The organism is Roseobacter sp. YIN89, from assembly GCF_057219365.1.
The window spans coordinates 1049592-1065432 of the sequence record NZ_JBXVVD010000001.1; the positions used below are offsets into that span (position 1 = coordinate 1049592).

Consider the following 15841-nt stretch of genomic DNA (forward strand, 5'->3'; position numbering starts at 1 on the left):
TCAGCCCAGTTTACCGAGGTTTTCTTGCGGCACCTCCCAGTCAATCTGCGGGTCCATCGCGGCATCGGGCACTGCGAACCCTGCGACGAGACGGGCAAGGCCGGATGCCTCTGCGGTGAGAGTTTGGCTGGCGGCGGTAGTTTCCTCGAACCGGGCTGCGTTTTGCTGGGTTGAACGGTCCAGTTGCTCGACGGCTGTGTTGATTTCAGCGATGCCGCTGGATTGTTCGTTGGCCGACATCGCGATTTCCGACACGTTTTGGGCCACATCGGTTATGCCGTCGAGAATCGTTTCGAGCGCCTTGTTCGTCTGGTCGATCATCGACACGCCATTGTCGACGTGTTTGGCGGATTCCGTAATCAATTCGCTGATTTGCAGTGCCGCTTCTGAACATCGGTGAGCGAGGATGCGTACCTCGGATGCCACGACGGCAAAGCCACGCCCCGCTTCGCCGGCGCGCGCGGCCTCAACCCCGGCGTTGAGTGCCAGCAGGTTGGTCTGGAACGAAATGGAATCGATGACCTCTACGATCTTTTCGATTTTTGCAGCCGATTGTTCGATCTGGCCCATGGCCGTCACGGCATCGTTCATCACGTTTTTGCTGGACTCTGCCCCTTGTTTGACAGCGATTACTGTGTCTGAAGCTGTGTTGGCACCGCGGGCTGCCGAAGAAACACTGGCAGTAAGTTCGCTTAGCGCCGCTGCGGTTTCTTCAAGCGTGGCTGCGGTGTTTTCGGTGCGTTTGGACAGATCAAGCGATGACGCGGCAATTTCGGCGCTGCTTGTATCGATGAGCCCCGCGCTCTTGCTGATCGAACGAACCAGTTCGCCGAGGTTCGCAATTGCGGCGTTGTAGTCGCGGCGCAGCGCTTCGTATCCCTCCGGGAATTCGGTATCGATGCTGTATGTGAAATCCCCCTCCGACAAACGTTTCAGACTTGCTGCCAACTCGGAGACGACGGCTTCCTGTTCGGCGGCCCGTGCTTGTCGTTCCGCCTCTGCAGCCTCGCGTGCGGCTTCTTTTTCTTGCCGTTCGCGTGCTTCGCGCGCGCGTTCTTCTTCGGCACGCGCTTCTTTTTCGGCGCGCGCTTGTTCTTGGGCCTGCTGTTGCGCTTTTTCGGCAGCGCGCTCAGCGTCTCTCTGGGCGATTTCGCGTTTTCTTTCTTCTTCCTGAAGTTGCAGCCGTTCCAATGCGCCTGCGCGGAACACCTGAAGGGCTGCCGCCATGCGGCCGATTTCACCGGTTTTTCTGTCCAACCCTTTGATTTCAGACAGATCGCCATCAGCAAGCCGTTCTGTAACCCGAGTGACGTGGTTAAGCGGGGACGTAATCATTTTCCAGATCAGGTACGGCGCAATCACCGCCATGACGATGCTGATCATACCAAGCTTTTGCATGCGTTCGCGTGCAGCGGTGACATCTTCTTGGAGCGTGGCCGCGCTGTTGTAGATATTCTCTTTCGCGACCGAGGCGATGGTGCCTGTGAGACCCGAGATATCACGGACCGCTTCTGCGGCGCGTTGCGTTGCGGCCTTGGCCTGCTGGTCCGCGGTGAAGGATGCCTGCCGGATCGATTGAATGCCACTGTCCTTGTCCGTCAGTGCCAGCAACGGGGATATTAACGCAGCAACGGTCTCATCTGCCGGCGCAAGCGCGTCGCGTAGTGTGGCCTCTGCCTCGCGCAATTCGTCTCCGCGCACGCCGAGTTCCGTTGGGTTGCGAGCCAGCGCTGTCTGCAGGGTGGCGGCAAAAAAGCTTTTGGTTGCGCTGTCGAGCGCTGCCTGTTGCCGGATGCTGTTCACTTCTGTGTCCATCAGGGTACGGATAGCGGCTGCGTTACCTGTCCTTGCGTCGTCGCCTTTGATCACCAGTTCGAAATAAATGTCGTCCAGCGCAGAGGAGAGCGCGGCGTCTGTCTCTTGTCGCAGCGCAAGAACGGCGTTTGGTGCCATGCGCGCGCCCGTGCCGCCAACGCTATTGGCAAAAGACGCAGAGGCGTCGGCAATAAGTGTCGCAAGCTCGGACGTTGTGGGGCTTGCTTCAAGCGTCGGCAGACGTTTGATGATGCCATTTTCCGAGGCAACCGCCAGATCGCGCAGAATCGACAACATGGCGGCATCGCGAGTTTGGGCGGCATTGAGCGCAAGGCCCGATAACAGGTTGATCTCGGCACGTGTTTCGAGCGCGGTCTGATACAATGCAAAATCAGCCTCGATCAGGGTTGTCAGCGTTTCCCCGATTGAAGAAATCGTGTCGTCAGCGCCCAGAACCAGATTGAAATATGCACTGTCGGCACGGGTCGCAAGTTCATTGCGTGCTTGCGTTGCCTGCTGCATGGCGTTTTCCACCACTGCCATTACGCTATTTGAGGCCGCAAAGCTGGCCTGACGAGACGCGTTAAGGTCAGCCAGCGCGCTGTCTACAGCATCGATCATACCGTCCAGTTCTGCCGTGCGCGTGTTATCAAACCTATCGGCCGCTGCGCGCATATCCTTGACCACCAGGTTTTTCTTGGTTGCCAGACGAGATAGAGTTTCGCGATCCGGCGCGATGAATGTGTCTGTCAAAAGTGCGCGGACACGATCCGACACGGATACCACCTCGGCGCTTTGCTGAAGATTGGTCAGGTAGTCTTCAGACAAGGTCTGCATGTTGCCGGCGATTGTCTGAAATACCATCCAGCCGATCACGATGGCGGCAACGGTCATTGCGGTGAGCGCGCCATAAATTAGCGCAAGTCGTACCAGAACAGAGCCAAACACATTTGGAAGAGCAGAAAGCATTAGGTGAGCCCCGAAGTTGTTGGTGATGTTGTGATCCACGCGATGGCGCGCGCCCGGCCCAAGGGCCGGGCGAATTGACCTAGCTGCCCGGCTGCATGGCTTCGAACGAGCCATCGGGCAGGATGCGGGTCAAAAACACCTCATCCGAGCCCTGATTGTCGCCGGGGCCGAAGTTCAGCGTCATGCCGCCCATGTCGATGCTTCCCAGATTATTGAGCGCCGCCAGGAAGGTTTCACGTGTCAGTTCCTTGCCCACTATTTGCAGTGCTTCGATGACCAAACGTCCGGCGACATACCCCTCCAGAGAGACAAAGCCGGGTTCAGCCGCCGAATCCAGTTCCTTCAGGGCGGCCTGATATTCTGCCACAACGGGCAAATTGGAATCCCACGGTTGCGGTACCACCTGACTGACGATGACCCCATCGCCGTCTGCGCCAAGCTCGGCAGCAAGTGCTTTGGATCCTACAAAGGAAATGGTCATGAAGGTGGGGTCCATTTTCATTTTGCGTGAAAGGCGAATGAATTCCGCCAGAGGCTTGTAAGCGCCGACCATCACCACCGCTTGCGGGCGGGCTTTGCGAATGTCGAGCAAGGCGGATTTCACCGCGACGGTGTTGCGCTTGTAGGTGCCTTCCGCGACCAGTGACATGCCGCGCGCTTCCAGTGCTTTGGTCACGCCGGAAAGGCCCACGCGGCCAAAGCCATCATCCTGATAAAGAATGGCAATTTCCGTCAGGCCCAGATCGTCGACAAGGTAGTCGACCCAGGCTTGCGTTTCGGCGTCATATGTCGCGCGCACATTCACAACGTTACGCAGCGACGGGTCGCGCAGAAATCCTGCACCGGTAAACGGCGCGATCATTGGCATGTTCGCTTCTGTCGCCATGGGCTGGGTTGCCTTGGTGGTAGGCGTGCCGACAGGCCCGACAAGCGCGAGATAGTCATCGTTTTCGAGGATCATCCGCGTCTGCTCTGCCGACCGGTCCGGCTCGTATCCGTCGTCATAGCTTGTCAGTGAAATCTGACGACCAAACACCCCGCCGGCGCGGTTGGCTTCTTCGAACGCGGCCATCAAACCCTGCCGCATACCCGTCCCAAGTGCGGCAGCCGGCCCTTCCAGTGCTGCTACCTGAGCAAAGCTGACGGAGGTGTCTGTCACGCCTTGTTGTGCTGCCAGCGGACCGGCGGCAACGACAAGCGCGGCGGCGGCGGCCAAACGTTTGAAAGTGTGCATAAGCGAAATCCCGATAATCGTTTTCAACAGGCGTGGGATACGCGTGGCAGGTTCAGAAACACTTAATGGACAATGATGTACCGGCACGTGGACGTTAAGGTGGGCGCGCCTTCAGGGCGGCTTGCACAGAGCGTCAGAAAGATGCGCAGAATTTATTTTGTGATTTCAGGTGCCTGACGATCTTTCAGGCATGGCATGCATCCGGCGGCATTATCAAAATGCGATAAATTGTGGATAGATTCATGCGCAGTCACGCAATGGCTGCGTCAGTTGTCGTCCAGCCGATCTGCCTTTTTCCGGACAAGCACCGTTCGGAGATCGTGCATGGCCAGCAACAGGCCGTCGGTCACAGCTTCAAGCTCTTCATCGGTGGCCTTTGACTGCGCCCACTGGGTCGTCAGATTCATGTGGTCTATTGCGCGGTGAATATCGTCAAGTCCGCGGGCGGCCAGCAGCGCGCGCCGGTTCTCCATCCACGCGTCGATGGCCTCGGTATCTTCGGACGAAAGCGTGCGGTCGCCTTGCGCGCGGACCTCACCATTGCGAATATTCACCACAGCAATCTGGTCCATGTCGATCCGCCGCTGCCTGTTTTCAGTGTCCACGCGAAATACAGCGGCGCCGTTTTCGCGGATACGGAAGTAATACTGCGGCAGACCGGTCATGCTTTCTCCTTAAACGCGCTTAGCGCAATGCAGCGCAGAAGGACTGAATTCGCGTACAGGCTTCTTTCAAAGCTTCATCCGACGTGGCATAGCTTACGCGAAAGTTCGGACTTAGCCCGAAGGCCGCACCGAACACGACCGCGACGCCTGTTTCTTCGAGCAATGCCGTGGCAAATGCCTCGTCATCGACGATTTTCGTGCCGCCAGCGCTGGTTTTTCCGATCAGCCCCGCGATGGACGGATAGACATAAAACGCGCCGTCGGGCATCGGGCACCGGATGCCTTCCGCAGCATTCAGCATGTCGACAACCAAATTCCGCCTGCGCGCAAACATCTCGTTGTGGGGCGCAATATAGTCTTGCGGGCCGTTAAGCGCCTCTACTGCAGCCCACTGGCTGACCGAACACGGGTTGGATGTGCTTTGCGACTGAACTTTCCGCATGGCGCCGATCAGTTTTTCAGGTCCGGCCGCATAACCGATCCGCCAGCCGGTCATGGCATAGGCCTTGCTGACACCATTTACGGTGAGGGTCCGGTCGTAAAGACGCGGCTCCACCTGTGCAGGTGTGCAGAATTCGAAATCGTCATAGACGAGATGTTCGTACATATCGTCTGTCATTACCCAGACATGCGGGTGGCGCATGAGGACATCAGTCAGTGCTTTCAACTCGTCCCATGTGTAACCCGCGCCGGTCGGGTTGGAGGGCGAGTTAAAGATCAGCCATTTGGTTTTGTCGGTTATGACCGATTCCAACTGGTCTGGCGTCAATTTAAAGCCGGTCTGGAGCGACGCCTCGGCGATCACCGGCGTTCCCCCGGCCAAGAGCACCATATCGGGATAGCTCACCCAGTACGGCGCGGGGATGACAACCTCATCGCCTTCGTTCAGGGTTGCCATCAGGGCGTTGTAAAGAATTTGTTTGCCGCCGGTGCCCACGCTGACCTGCGAGGGCGTGTAATCAAGATCGTTGTCGCGTTTGAACTTGGCGCAAATCGCCTGCTTCAATTCTGGAATTCCATCGACAGCGGTATATTTGGTTTTACCGGACGCAATCGCCGCAACAGCGGCATCCTTGATGTTCTGCGGCGTGTCAAAATCAGGCTCACCGGCCCCCAGTCCGATGACATCCCGGCCAGCGGCCTTCAACTCGGCTGCTTTTGTTGTCACAGCGATGGTGGGAGACGGTTTGACGCGGGCGAGTGTCGTAGACAGGAATTCCATATCAGCCTCAGTTTGGTAAAAGCTGAGGCACTCATAGGCGGGCGACACTCCCCGTTCAAGCGCCATAGCGTAAAGGAGACGACTAAGATGGACAATATTCACGACTGGTACGGCCCTGAAACAGCAACATTTGGCGATCGGGTAGCGGCGGCACGGGAAATGGCGGACATGTCGCAATCGGAACTGGCGCGTCGCGTAGGCGTGCGGGTTTCCACGCTGCGCTCTTGGGAAGACGATCTGAGCGAGCCTCGCGCCAACCGTCTTTCGATGATGGCCGGTCTGCTCAATGTATCGATGACGTGGTTGATCAACGGGCAAGGCGAAGGGCTCGAAGCGCCGTTGGACGAAGCCGCGCTTGACACCACCGCGCATGACATTCTCAACGAGATGCGTGAGATACGCTCGGACATGCTTGCGCGGGTAGAACAACTGTCCAGGTTGGAAAAGAAACTGCGTGCGATGCTGAAGGAAGACGCCAGTGACAGAGCCGCGTGAACATCGCCTGAAGCGGCTGAAAATGCGGTCGATGCGGCGCGGGATCAAGGAAATGGATTTGATCCTGCACCACTTTGCCCAAGCCCATCTGGATGCAATGGATGACGCGCAGCTTGATCTGTACGACGCCATGCTGAGCGAAAACGATCACGATTTGTATCAATGGGTTAGCGGGCAAACCGCTGCCCCTGAAGCATATGCCGGACTGGTGTCTGAAATCGTCGGAGACCTGCCGGGATCTGCCGCCTGAGCCGCAACGCTCTCACATTTTTTTTATTTTTAACGAAATATTGGGCTTTGCTGAGCAATTTCCCTGCAAGAGAGATTTTGCGGAGCGCAAACATGAGTATTCAAGACCCGATCGCCACGGATACCCCGGTCGCCAATCAAAGCAGCGGGTTCATGGTCAATTACCTTGAGGCATTGTCCTTGGTCGAGCGGCTGCACCGATTGTTGCTGGATGTGATCAAGGACGAGTTCGAACGGGTGGGTGTGCTTGAGATCAACGCGGTCCAGGCTTTGCTGCTGTTCAACATCGGCGACAACGAGGTCACGGCGGGGGAGTTGAAGAGCCGCGGGTACTATCAGGGCAGTAACGTCAGCTATAACCTCAAGAAACTGGTCGAGATGGGGTATATGCACCACCAGCGGTGTGAAATTGACCGCCGTTCGGTGCGTGTTCGGCTGACAGACAAGGGGCGCAAGATCCGCGATGTGGTCGCACTTCTTTTCTCGCGTCACGCGGATGGGTTGCAGCACAAAGGTGTGCTGGGGCCTGAAGGAATTGATGATATCACCCGGTCGCTGAAGCGGATGGAAAGATACTGGACTGACCAGATCAGATACATCTACTGACGTTGACTGATCGCGATATCCGCCAACTCACGCTTCAGTTTCAGCGTCATGGCCTCTGCGTAGACCTCGAACCCAAGGGCCGTTTGAACAAAGGCATCGGGCCCTGTGATCACTTCGGCGCGGAAATATGAGGACAGTTCGCTGATCTCTGTCTGGCGCTGATCACCGCTCGCAGGTGCATCCGCGCCAATGACCAGCGCATTCACGGTAACTCCTCGCACTGCAATCGCCGCCTTCACATCCCGCGGGCGCGGGCCGAAATTGGACTTGCCGTCGCCCGAGATATCGAGGGTTTTTTTCCAACAATCGGCTTGGGTTTCCAGATAAGACGCGCCGAGTTGCATGGCCAGTCCGAGGGCTGTACCCGGCGAGCTTTCACGCCTTTGGGTTTCGGCAAGACTTTTGCTGACTTGCGCCAGCACATCGGGGCCGGTGATACGTGTCCACGGAACGAGGATCGCCTGATCTGACGGCCCACTCCACTCATAGACCAGCAAGGCAACCGGGGCTGACGGCTCTGCCAGCAGCATCCCTGTGACTTCATCGTCATTCAGTGCCGCGACCAACCCGTCCAGTTGCAGCCTGTATTCGTGCAGGTCGACAGACCCTGATACGTCAAGCCCCAATGCCAGTGCCTGCCGGCAAGCCGCGTGTGATTGCGCTGCAAGGAGACTTGCAGCCAGTGTTGCGATGAAGCCAAGCCGCATCACTTTACCCCTGCGGCTCTGTGAGTGACGGGGAGGCCGCGCCCATCACCGGCGCGGATAATTCGCGTTCAAGCTTTCGGCGCATCGCCCGTTCGTAATCCTCAAATCCTTGCGCAATTTCAACAAATGCGCCGGGGCCGCGGATCACCTGACCCTTGTAAAATGCGATCAACCCCGTCTCAGCCTCGAAATCTGCACCATTAACGACCAACCCGTTGACGGTGATGCCATCGAAAGGAAAGTTGGCGTAGGCCTGCCGCGGGCTGAACCCTTCGTTGTTTTGCCCGTCTCCGGCCATGTCGAGTGTCTTTTCCAGACAGGTGGGCGCGCGCTCGAACATGCCCGCACCATACCCCAGCGCGTAGCCCATCGCCGTGGGGAAATCGTTGTGGCTGCGCTTGCTCGAAGCAATCCTTTCGGCCACACGCAGCAACGTGGCTTCGTCACGGATCAGCGTCCAGTCCAGCAAAACCTCCTGATTGTATCGCCCCGACCATTCGTAAACCGCCAGTGCCACAGGCAAGTCCGCATCAAAAAACGCCTGCTTGACCTCTGGTGAAATCAAAGAGGAGACAAGGCCGCCGCGCTGCAATGCATCTTCGGCTGCATCGACGGAACTGGACACATCCATCGCCAGCAAGAGCGCCAAACGGCATTCGACGGCAGCGGCGCTTCCAGCGCCGGCCGCGATCAATCCAAGCGCTGCCATGCCGGTTTTTACCAATGTCCGGTGTTCTCCATGCTGGCCCAAGGCTCTGCAGGGGGCAGATCATCGCCCTTTTGCAAAAGCTCAATCGAGATATTGTCGGGGGATCGGACGAACGCCATATGGCCGCAGCGCGGCGGGCGGTTGATCGTGACCCCATTGTCCATAAGGTGCTGGCATGTCTCGTAAATATTGTCGACGCGATAGGCCAGATGTCCGAAATGACGGCTGTCGCTGGGCAGCCCTTCGTCGCCATCCCAGTTGTACGTCAGCTCGACGGGGCATTCTTCCTGGCCCGGAGGTGCCATGAAAACCAGCGTGAAACGGCCGCCTTCATTGTCAAAGCGACGCGTCTCTTTCAGGCCGAGCAACTCGTAAAACGCGATCGATTTTTCCAGATCCTTAACGCGGACCATGGTGTGCAGGTAAGTCAGGCTCATGTGGTTCTCCATTCAGTAGTACGAGGAAAAACCTAGCACAGCGCCTGCAGGATGCCAGCGGATCACGCAGCATTGTGATCCTATCCACAGCTATTTCCTGCCGCACCTTATATAGAGGTTGGGTGCATGCCATAGCCCAGATATAGTGGCAAGCGACTCAGTTTCACCGAAAGGATGCCTCATGCCGCTCACGCACGAACAGCAAGCCGAAATCGACGCACTCCGCGCTGCGCCGCAAAGCACGCTGCGTGCCGTGGCCCCGGGGATGGAGGCGCACCTTTACCGCGCACAGCCGGTGCTCGATCATGGTTTTGTGCGAGTGATCGACTATATGGGGGATGACGCGGCAATCTGTCAGGCTGCTCGTGTCAGCTACGGTAAAGGTACGAAATCGGTACAGAACGACGAGGGGCTGATCCGGTATTTGATGCGGCATTGGCACTCAACCCCGTTTGAAATGTGCGAAGTCAAACTGCACGTAAAGTTGCCGGTATTCGTGGCGCGCCAGTGGATTCGACACCGGACGGCAAACGTCAACGAATACTCTGCGCGTTATTCGATCCTCGACCGGGAGTTTTATATCCCTGCGGCCGAAGATCTGGCGGCGCAATCCGTCGTCAACAACCAGGGGCGCGGCGGGGTCCTTGAAGGTGCCGAAGCCGCGCAGGTTCTCGAAATCCTGAAAGCGGACAGCAACAGATGCTATGATAATTACGAAAAGATGATCAGTCAGGACGGGCAGGACGGCCTTGCGCGCGAACTGGCGCGCATGAACTTGCCCGCCAATGTCTACACGCAATGGTACTGGAAGGTCGATTTGCACAATCTGTTCCACTTCCTCAGGCTGCGCGCCGATGCCCACGCGCAGTATGAAATTCGCGTTTATGCCGATGCAATTTGCGCGATGGTCGCGGATTGGGTGCCTGCCGCCTACAAAGCGTTCGAAGACTACCGGCTGGGGGGGGCGACCTTGTCCGGCAGTGCCGTCGACTGCATTCGCAAAATGATTGCGGGTGAAGAGGTCACGCAGGAGAATTCGGGCATGAGCAAGGGCGAATGGCGCGAATTTATGGCCGTGATCGAAGGCTGACAGCGGGGCTGCGCACCGGCTTGGTCTTCACAGGCTTTGGTGCAGGGCGCTAGAGGCCGGCGGCGCGTCACACGCTTTCACAGTGCCGTCGCTGCTTGTGATCTTGGAAAAACACCTCAATGCAGAACAAGGCGTAACGTCAGCCAAGCAGACCTGCCTTGCTGCCGCCTTTGCGCCACTGGCAACCCTTGGTCATATGGCCGCGTCGTGTCAGCACCAATTCCAGCGATAAAGGCCGCACAAGAACACCGGCAAGTGCAGCCGTTTCAGCAAAAGTCGGAAGGGCTGCGATTTGGTCCCACAAATCTTATCTGGTGGTTCGACAATTTACACGCTGTTTGGAAAAGTGGATTGGGCAAAATGAACGTTACCGTGCCGTAGAGTACTTGCCAAATATCGATAAAGAGGAATGCTTTTCCCGATATATGCCTGCCATACTTTTTAAATATCAATCAAAAGTAATGGCGAGGCTGCTTTATTCACAACCCCGCCATTGGCAGTTCATTTGCTTTTGAATGATTTGTCTGTAGCTGTGTCCGCGATTACTTGCACTTGCCGTTGCCGCGGCCGTTGCCGTTTTTTTGGCAGTCGGTTGGCTCTACAGGCACGACCGTACCGCCGCCGCTATCTGATCCGCCGGTATCGGTTCCGCCATCCGAACCACCGGTGTCAGAGGTGCCATCAGAGCTGCCGGTATCGCTTCCGCCGTCTGTGCCGCCGGTATCAGTGCCGCCATCGGAGCCGGTATCTGTACCGGTATCAGTGCCGCCATCGGAGCCTGTATCCGTACCGTTGTCAGAGCCAGTGTCGCTGCCGGTATCTGTTCCTGTGTCCGTACCCCCATCGGTCCCGGTATCGCCGCCAGTATTGGGGTCAGGGCTTGTAGATGCGGTGTTATCGGAAGTGGTCTGACCGCCGGTGTCGCTAGCGGTGTCATAGTCATCCGACCCGCTGCCACCACTATATGTGCCGGATGTGCCACCACCACTGCTGTCGCTGCTGTCTGACGCGTCTCCGGCGAGCGGGCCGCTGCCATCAATGGAATATCCGGGGCCACCACTTGAGATGACAGTTCCCGTGACGTTGACCAAGTCTCGTGCGCCGTCTTGGGTAGAGGTCAAAGCAGATGCCGCCAAGAGAGCGAGCCCTGCCGTGATGACGACAAAATCTGGCGTGGTTGCACCGCTGTCGCAGCGCCAGAACCGTTTAAGGCTCAGAGACTGCTGGATATGTACAACAACGGACTGGGAAATATTGGTCATAGGGCACCATTCAAATCATAAAACACGTGTATCGAAGCCTGCCTAATCTGCGGATTTGTCGGGCAAAGGCAAAATCTGGGGATTTTTTGTGACGAGTTGTGAAAATTTTTAGGCGTGCGCAACAATAACTTGTGACTCAGCCCATTGTTTTAACTGCACTTTTGTCCGGGTTAGCTGCCTCTTTGCGCAAGATGAAATTTGCGCCACAGTGGGGTATGCTTGATCTTTCCAATCCGCCGCCCAGTTTTGTTGAAAACCCGTTTCCGGTGTACGATGCCTTGCTGAAGACCGCGCCGGTTTGCGCGCAGTCTGACGGGTCTTTCATTCTGTCACGCCACGCAGACCTCGTTGCGGTATACAAGGATACCGACCGGTACCTGTCGGATAAAACACGTGCTTTCGCACCGAAGTTCGGAGCGGGCACGCCTCTTTTCGAGCATCATACGACCTCTTTGGTGTTCAATGACCCTCCCCTGCACACGCGGGTCCGTGCGATCATGAGCGCGGCGCTTACCCCGAAGGCTCTGGCGCGTATAGAGCCGGGTATTGCCCGTATGGTGGACCAGTTGATTGATGAGCTGCCGCCAAACCCGGATCTGATTTCGACATTTGCGGCTCGTATTCCCATCGGTGTGATCGGCAATCTTCTGGACATCCCGGTGGCGGATCGCGACCCGTTGCGCGGCTGGTCCCTTGCCATTCTGGGCGCGCTGGAGCCTGTGCTGTCTGAGGGGCAACTCGCTGCCGGTCACAGTGCAGTACGAGAATTTTCCGAGTACCTCACGACATTGATTGCGGCGCGCCGCGCGCATCCTGGTGATCCGGAAACAGACGTCTTGACGCGTCTGATCACTGGTGATGCGGCCGGGCATCTGAGTGCGCAGGAATTGATCCATAACTGCATCTTTATCCTCAACGCTGGTCACGAGACGACCACGAACCTTATCGGCAGTGGTCTGGCCCTGTTATACGACAACCCGCAATCGCTTGAGTTGCTCAAAGATGATCCCGCACTCATTGGGCCCGCCGTCGAGGAAATCCTGAGGGTGCAGTCACCCAATCAGTTCGGCAATCGCGAAACGGCTGTGGATGTGCAGATTGGCGGCGTTGAGATACCCGCCGGGCGTAATCTGCATCTGTGCATCGGTGCGGCCAATCGCGATCAAGCGGTTTTTGAGAGGCCGGATGATTTTGATATCCAGCGGCGTCCGAACAGGCATCTGGCCTTTGCCGGAGGGCCGCATGTTTGTATCGGTCTGACGCTTGCGCGCATGGAAGCGCGCATCGCACTGACGCGTTTTATCGAGCGGCATCCCGATTATCAGGTCACTGCCCGGCGCGGCACGGGCCGTATTCGGTTTCGTGGTTATGACATGCTCGCAGCCGACTTAAAGCCGCGCATCTTTGGATGCGCGACCGTTTAGTTTCAGGCTGTGCGGATCAATCTGATTTACAGCAGCTTGAGATCGCTGGCCATTTGACGGCCGTCGCGGCCTTCGGTCAGTTCAAAGCTTACCTTTTGGTCGTCGGCAAGACCTGTAAGGCCCGACCTTTCAACAGCAGAAATGTGGACAAATACGTCGGATCCGCCGCCTTCTGGGGCGATGAAACCGTACCCTTTGGTCGTATTAAACCATTTCACGGTGCCGGTTGGCATATTTCCCGTGCCTCCTTTGAATTTATCACCGCCAAGTTAATCTGACGCGGTGCTCCTTGATGCAAACCCTAGGGTTAACCAAAATTTGCTACACACCAAGAGATTGTGCATTGAATTGAAAAATCAAGCGAAAGAGCCACAATGTGGATCAAATTAGCGCTACCAGGCAAAGGGATTTGGAAAATTTATGCAGCTATACGGGTTAAAATCTTGCGATACCTGCCGAAAGGCACTGAAGTCCTTGCCAGCGGCCGAATTTGTGGATGTGCGCACAGACGGTGTACCGCGTGAAATTTTGCAGAAGGGCTTGGATGAATTCGGCAGCGCGTTGGTCAATACCCGCTCGACCACGTGGCGGGGACTGTCCGAAGCAGACCGCGCGCAAGACAGTCTGGCACTGCTGGAGGCGCACCCGACGTTAATGAAACGCCCGCTAATTTCAGCGGGCGATACGCTCTATCTGGGGTGGTCGGCAGAGGTGAAGCAGCAGCTTGGCGTCGCCTGAACGCGCTTATGCCGGGTCGGTTCGACGCCGGAGCGCGGCGTCCAGTGACAAGGGGCCAGCACCTTTGATGACCAGCACGAGCAAAAGGAATATCCAGAACGCGCGCTGGTCCATAATCGTGCTGTCAGGAAAACGGTCAAACCAAGCGCCGTAGGTTTCCTTATGCTCAAAGCCGCCGTGACCGATTAGATCAGTGAGCGACTGTACGATCACGAAACCGATCATGCCGAGCGCAGACAATCGGGTCAGCAACCCCAGCACGATGAACGCAGGCAAAATGAACTCGGCCCAAGTGCCGGCGACAACGACCGCCCAGTGGAACAGAGACAGTTGCGATGTGTCATAGACAACCGCTTCCATCGCTTTTGGAAAGATTTGCGCATAAGCGCCGACAGAAGGCTGAAAGAGGCCCATAACGCCGTCACCCAGTTTGGTCAGGCCAGAGACCCAGAAGTACATCAAAAGCGTTCCGGCAAAGACAAGGCGCGCGGTCGTCGACAGAACCCAGTCAGCGCGCGACAGGCGGTCGAATATTGAATGGTAAAGAGAGATCATGCGTAGTCCTTTGTCTTTTCGTCGGAAAATGCGGCGGCCCCGAGCGCAAGGCCAAGTGACGCGGTCAGGTCAAAATCGGGGTGTGTGGCCAAAGCGGTGTTGACCGCCGCGCCCAGCTCTTGCCCTTCTGACAGCGCTTCGAGCCAGGCCGCAGCGCCTGACGGAAGCAGGTGAACCTGTGGGTCAAATTCCGGACGGGTTACCAGAACGTCTTGTGATGTTGGCTGCGGTTTTGGCGCGTCCGGCTGCATGTTATAGCGCCAGAGATCGTAGAGCGGCCAAGCGGAGCGTAAAATGCGCACTGCCGGCGCAAGGGCTATCTGAAATTGCTCGGCATTCTCACCCATCAGAGGGGCCGGGTCGAATGGTGTGCTATCCGCGGCGTGGTACGACTGGCGCTGCGCAAGATCGAGGCGCGCGCAGTCCGCGAGGTAACCGATGTGTTCAAGCGGCTTAAAGTCGTCTAGAAAATCCGGCAAGGCCTCGCCGTAGAACATCATCAGCGGTGAACTGGGTGGATGCGCACGTACATAAAGGCCAGCCAAGCGGGCAAAGGTCTCAGCACCGAGCAGCTTGCGTACGAGCGGAAACGCGGATTCCAGTGCTTCGGTAAGCGACAGGATTACGTTGTTGCGATACACCGAAAATCGCGCGCCGGCCGGTGCGTCATTGCTGTCGCGCAGCCCATCCGGAACCGGGAGTTTTGCGTCCAGCAAGGCTGCACGAAAGTCGCTTTGCGAGACTGTCATGTTGTGGGCTGCAATGCTGCGGCGGCGCGTTCGGCTTCGGCGCGCAGAACCGGCCAAGGCGGCACGTCAGTATCCCATTCGACCAGAACGGGGCGCGGACCACCAAGTTTAAGCGTGTGGTCCAGCAGGGACCAGACCGGATCGACCACGGGTTTGCCGTGGCTGTCGATCAACAATGTTGCACCATGATCGTCGCTGTCTTCGTCATGGCCGCCAACGTGGATTTCGCCCACCGCGTCCAGCGGGTAGGCGTCGATATAACCGTGGGGCGAATAGCCAAGATTGGTTGCCGAAACAAAGACGTTGTTCACGTCCAGAAGCAGGCCGCACCCGGTGCGCCGGACCAGTTCCGCCAGAAAATCGGTCTCGGACCACGTGCTTTCCGCAAAGGCCAGATAGCTTGACGGGTTTTCCAGCAGCATCTTACGACCAATTGCCGTCTGTACTTGGTCAATGTGATCGGCAACGCGCGCCAGCGTACCATTTGTATAGGGCAGCGGCAGCAGATCATTGAGAAATTCGGCGCCGTGCGTGGACCATGCCAGATGCTCAGAAAAACTGGCAGCCTCGGTCCGGCTGACCAACGCGCCCAAACGCTTCAAGTGGTCGCGATCCAACGCGCCCTCGCCGCCAATGCTGAGTCCGACACCGTGTATAGACAGCGCAAATTTCTCTTGCAGCACGGCCAGTTGCGCATGTGGCCGCCCGCCATCACCCATATAGTTCTCAGCGTGCACTTCGACCCACGCGACTGGGCCCGGTTCGGACAATAGTTCGCTGAAGTGTTGTGGTTTATAACCGACGCCCGGCGCATTGGGCAGGCGGTCGAAAGGGCGCGAAGCGTCTAGCATGGGGCTCTCCGGAATATTGCGGTCAGCCGAAAACAAGAGTGTGGCCCGGCGGCTTTTGCCGCCG

The 15841-nt window shown here is 57.4% G+C and carries 18 protein-coding genes; 6 read left to right on the forward strand and 12 right to left on the reverse strand.

The window, feature by feature from the left end; translation table 11 throughout:
- From AC2D8V_RS05220 to AC2D8V_RS05235, 4 genes are all read right to left on the reverse strand, one after another.
- A complete protein-coding gene (locus AC2D8V_RS05220) occupies nucleotides 1–2823 on the reverse strand; it encodes a methyl-accepting chemotaxis protein (RefSeq protein ID WP_484732455.1) in 2823 nt (940 codons plus the stop codon).
- A gap of 40 nt (nucleotides 2824–2863) precedes the next feature.
- On the reverse strand, nucleotides 2864–4018 hold the full coding sequence (locus AC2D8V_RS05225; protein ID WP_484732456.1) for an ABC transporter substrate-binding protein: 1155 nt from the start codon (nucleotides 4016–4018) through the stop codon (nucleotides 2864–2866).
- 266 nt (nucleotides 4019–4284) lie between these two features.
- Entirely contained in the window at nucleotides 4285–4683 is a 399-nt protein-coding gene (locus AC2D8V_RS05230; RefSeq protein WP_484732457.1) for a hypothetical protein, read from the reverse strand.
- Between the two features lie 19 nt (nucleotides 4684–4702).
- The gene (locus AC2D8V_RS05235) at nucleotides 4703–5905 is read right to left on the reverse strand and encodes a pyridoxal phosphate-dependent aminotransferase (RefSeq protein ID WP_484732661.1); all 1203 of its coding nucleotides are present in this window, start codon (nucleotides 5903–5905) and stop codon (nucleotides 4703–4705) included.
- A gap of 87 nt (nucleotides 5906–5992) precedes the next feature.
- On the opposite strand from AC2D8V_RS05235, the gene AC2D8V_RS05240 reads away from it, so the two are divergent.
- The 3 genes from AC2D8V_RS05240 (at nucleotide 5993) to AC2D8V_RS05250 (ending at nucleotide 7255) form a co-directional block, all read left to right on the forward strand.
- Nucleotides 5993–6400, forward strand: a complete 408-nt coding sequence (locus tag AC2D8V_RS05240) for a helix-turn-helix domain-containing protein (RefSeq protein WP_484732458.1) — start codon at nucleotides 5993–5995, stop codon at nucleotides 6398–6400.
- Nucleotides 6384–6650: a succinate dehydrogenase assembly factor 2 gene (locus AC2D8V_RS05245; RefSeq protein ID WP_484732459.1), complete on the forward strand. Its 267-nt coding sequence runs from the start codon at nucleotides 6384–6386 to the stop codon at nucleotides 6648–6650. Before AC2D8V_RS05240 ends, AC2D8V_RS05245 begins: the two co-directional genes overlap by 17 nt.
- A 92-nt stretch (nucleotides 6651–6742) precedes the next feature.
- Nucleotides 6743–7255, forward strand: a complete 513-nt coding sequence (locus AC2D8V_RS05250; protein WP_484732460.1) for a MarR family winged helix-turn-helix transcriptional regulator — start codon at nucleotides 6743–6745, stop codon at nucleotides 7253–7255.
- On the opposite strand, the gene AC2D8V_RS05255 is transcribed toward AC2D8V_RS05250, so the two are convergent.
- From AC2D8V_RS05255 to AC2D8V_RS05265, 3 genes are read right to left on the reverse strand one after another with little or no spacing between them, the layout of a single operon-like run.
- Nucleotides 7249–7962, reverse strand: a complete 714-nt coding sequence (locus AC2D8V_RS05255) for a DUF1194 domain-containing protein (protein ID WP_484732461.1) — start codon at nucleotides 7960–7962, stop codon at nucleotides 7249–7251. The genes AC2D8V_RS05250 and AC2D8V_RS05255 overlap by 7 nt on opposite strands.
- 4 nt (nucleotides 7963–7966) lie before the next feature.
- Nucleotides 7967–8671, reverse strand: a complete 705-nt coding sequence (locus AC2D8V_RS05260) for a DUF1194 domain-containing protein (protein WP_484732662.1) — start codon at nucleotides 8669–8671, stop codon at nucleotides 7967–7969.
- An 8-nt stretch (nucleotides 8672–8679) separates the two neighbouring features.
- A complete protein-coding gene (locus AC2D8V_RS05265) occupies nucleotides 8680–9108 on the reverse strand; it encodes a VOC family protein (RefSeq protein WP_484732462.1) in 429 nt (142 codons plus the stop codon).
- Between the two features lie 181 nt (nucleotides 9109–9289).
- Here AC2D8V_RS05265 and thyX point away from each other — a divergent pair, with 181 nt between their 5' ends.
- Nucleotides 9290–10198: an FAD-dependent thymidylate synthase gene (thyX, locus tag AC2D8V_RS05270; protein WP_484732463.1), complete on the forward strand. Its 909-nt coding sequence runs from the start codon at nucleotides 9290–9292 to the stop codon at nucleotides 10196–10198.
- Between the two features lie 542 nt (nucleotides 10199–10740).
- Here thyX and AC2D8V_RS05275 read toward each other — a convergent pair.
- Nucleotides 10741–11460: a hypothetical protein gene (locus AC2D8V_RS05275; protein ID WP_484732464.1), complete on the reverse strand. Its 720-nt coding sequence runs from the start codon at nucleotides 11458–11460 to the stop codon at nucleotides 10741–10743.
- 215 nt (nucleotides 11461–11675) lie between these two features.
- On the opposite strand from AC2D8V_RS05275, the gene AC2D8V_RS05280 reads away from it, so the two are divergent.
- Nucleotides 11676–12884 (forward strand): cytochrome P450, encoded by a 1209-nt coding sequence (locus AC2D8V_RS05280; protein ID WP_484732465.1) that lies wholly within the window; start codon nucleotides 11676–11678, stop codon nucleotides 12882–12884.
- A 26-nt stretch (nucleotides 12885–12910) separates the two neighbouring features.
- Here AC2D8V_RS05280 and AC2D8V_RS05285 read toward each other — a convergent pair whose 3' ends face one another.
- Complete coding sequence (locus tag AC2D8V_RS05285; protein WP_169641314.1) at nucleotides 12911–13117, reverse strand: cold-shock protein; 207 nt, start codon at nucleotides 13115–13117, stop codon at nucleotides 12911–12913.
- A gap of 187 nt (nucleotides 13118–13304) precedes the next feature.
- Here AC2D8V_RS05285 and AC2D8V_RS05290 point away from each other — a divergent pair, with 187 nt between their 5' ends.
- Entirely contained in the window at nucleotides 13305–13622 is a 318-nt protein-coding gene (locus AC2D8V_RS05290; RefSeq protein WP_484732466.1) for an ArsC/Spx/MgsR family protein, read from the forward strand.
- A gap of 6 nt (nucleotides 13623–13628) precedes the next feature.
- Here the strand turns inward: AC2D8V_RS05290 and AC2D8V_RS05295 are convergent, their stop codons facing one another.
- The 3 genes from AC2D8V_RS05295 to bufB are packed head-to-tail and all read right to left on the reverse strand — an operon-like array spanning nucleotide 13629 to nucleotide 15777.
- On the reverse strand, nucleotides 13629–14177 hold the full coding sequence (locus AC2D8V_RS05295; protein WP_484732467.1) for a DoxX family protein: 549 nt from the start codon (nucleotides 14175–14177) through the stop codon (nucleotides 13629–13631).
- A complete protein-coding gene (locus AC2D8V_RS05300; RefSeq protein ID WP_484732468.1) occupies nucleotides 14174–14926 on the reverse strand; it encodes an HvfC/BufC family peptide modification chaperone in 753 nt (250 codons plus the stop codon). Before AC2D8V_RS05300 ends, AC2D8V_RS05295 begins: the two co-directional genes overlap by 4 nt.
- Nucleotides 14923–15777 (reverse strand): MNIO family bufferin maturase, encoded by an 855-nt coding sequence (gene bufB, locus AC2D8V_RS05305; protein WP_484732469.1) that lies wholly within the window; start codon nucleotides 15775–15777, stop codon nucleotides 14923–14925. Before bufB ends, AC2D8V_RS05300 begins: the two co-directional genes overlap by 4 nt.
- Nucleotides 15778–15841: the final 64 nt, after the last annotated feature.

What these genes read in the sequence shown, in the direction of transcription:
- thyX (WP_484732463.1), top strand. Translation starts at nt 9,290, where the DNA reads ATGCCGCTCACGCACGAACAGCAAGCCGAAATCGACGCACTCCGCGCT.
- AC2D8V_RS05265 (WP_484732462.1), bottom strand. Translation starts at nt 9,108, where the DNA reads ATGAGCCTGACTTACCTGCACACCATGGTCCGCGTTAAGGATCTGGAA.
- AC2D8V_RS05285 (WP_169641314.1), bottom strand. Translation starts at nt 13,117, where the DNA reads ATGCCAACCGGCACCGTGAAATGGTTTAATACGACCAAAGGGTACGGT.
- AC2D8V_RS05240 (WP_484732458.1), top strand. Translation starts at nt 5,993, where the DNA reads ATGGACAATATTCACGACTGGTACGGCCCTGAAACAGCAACATTTGGC.
- AC2D8V_RS05225 (WP_484732456.1), bottom strand. Translation starts at nt 4,018, where the DNA reads ATGCACACTTTCAAACGTTTGGCCGCCGCCGCCGCGCTTGTCGTTGCC.
- AC2D8V_RS05230 (WP_484732457.1), bottom strand. Translation starts at nt 4,683, where the DNA reads ATGACCGGTCTGCCGCAGTATTACTTCCGTATCCGCGAAAACGGCGCC.
- AC2D8V_RS05250 (WP_484732460.1), top strand. Translation starts at nt 6,743, where the DNA reads ATGAGTATTCAAGACCCGATCGCCACGGATACCCCGGTCGCCAATCAA.
- AC2D8V_RS05235 (WP_484732661.1), bottom strand. Translation starts at nt 5,905, where the DNA reads ATGGAATTCCTGTCTACGACACTCGCCCGCGTCAAACCGTCTCCCACC.
- AC2D8V_RS05275 (WP_484732464.1), bottom strand. Translation starts at nt 11,460, where the DNA reads ATGACCAATATTTCCCAGTCCGTTGTTGTACATATCCAGCAGTCTCTG.
- AC2D8V_RS05300 (WP_484732468.1), bottom strand. Translation starts at nt 14,926, where the DNA reads ATGACAGTCTCGCAAAGCGACTTTCGTGCAGCCTTGCTGGACGCAAAA.
- AC2D8V_RS05280 (WP_484732465.1), top strand. Translation starts at nt 11,676, where the DNA reads ATGCTTGATCTTTCCAATCCGCCGCCCAGTTTTGTTGAAAACCCGTTT.
- AC2D8V_RS05260 (WP_484732662.1), bottom strand. Translation starts at nt 8,671, where the DNA reads ATGGCAGCGCTTGGATTGATCGCGGCCGGCGCTGGAAGCGCCGCTGCC.
- AC2D8V_RS05255 (WP_484732461.1), bottom strand. Translation starts at nt 7,962, where the DNA reads ATGCGGCTTGGCTTCATCGCAACACTGGCTGCAAGTCTCCTTGCAGCG.
- bufB (WP_484732469.1), bottom strand. Translation starts at nt 15,777, where the DNA reads ATGCTAGACGCTTCGCGCCCTTTCGACCGCCTGCCCAATGCGCCGGGC.
- AC2D8V_RS05290 (WP_484732466.1), top strand. Translation starts at nt 13,305, where the DNA reads ATGCAGCTATACGGGTTAAAATCTTGCGATACCTGCCGAAAGGCACTG.
- AC2D8V_RS05295 (WP_484732467.1), bottom strand. Translation starts at nt 14,177, where the DNA reads ATGATCTCTCTTTACCATTCAATATTCGACCGCCTGTCGCGCGCTGAC.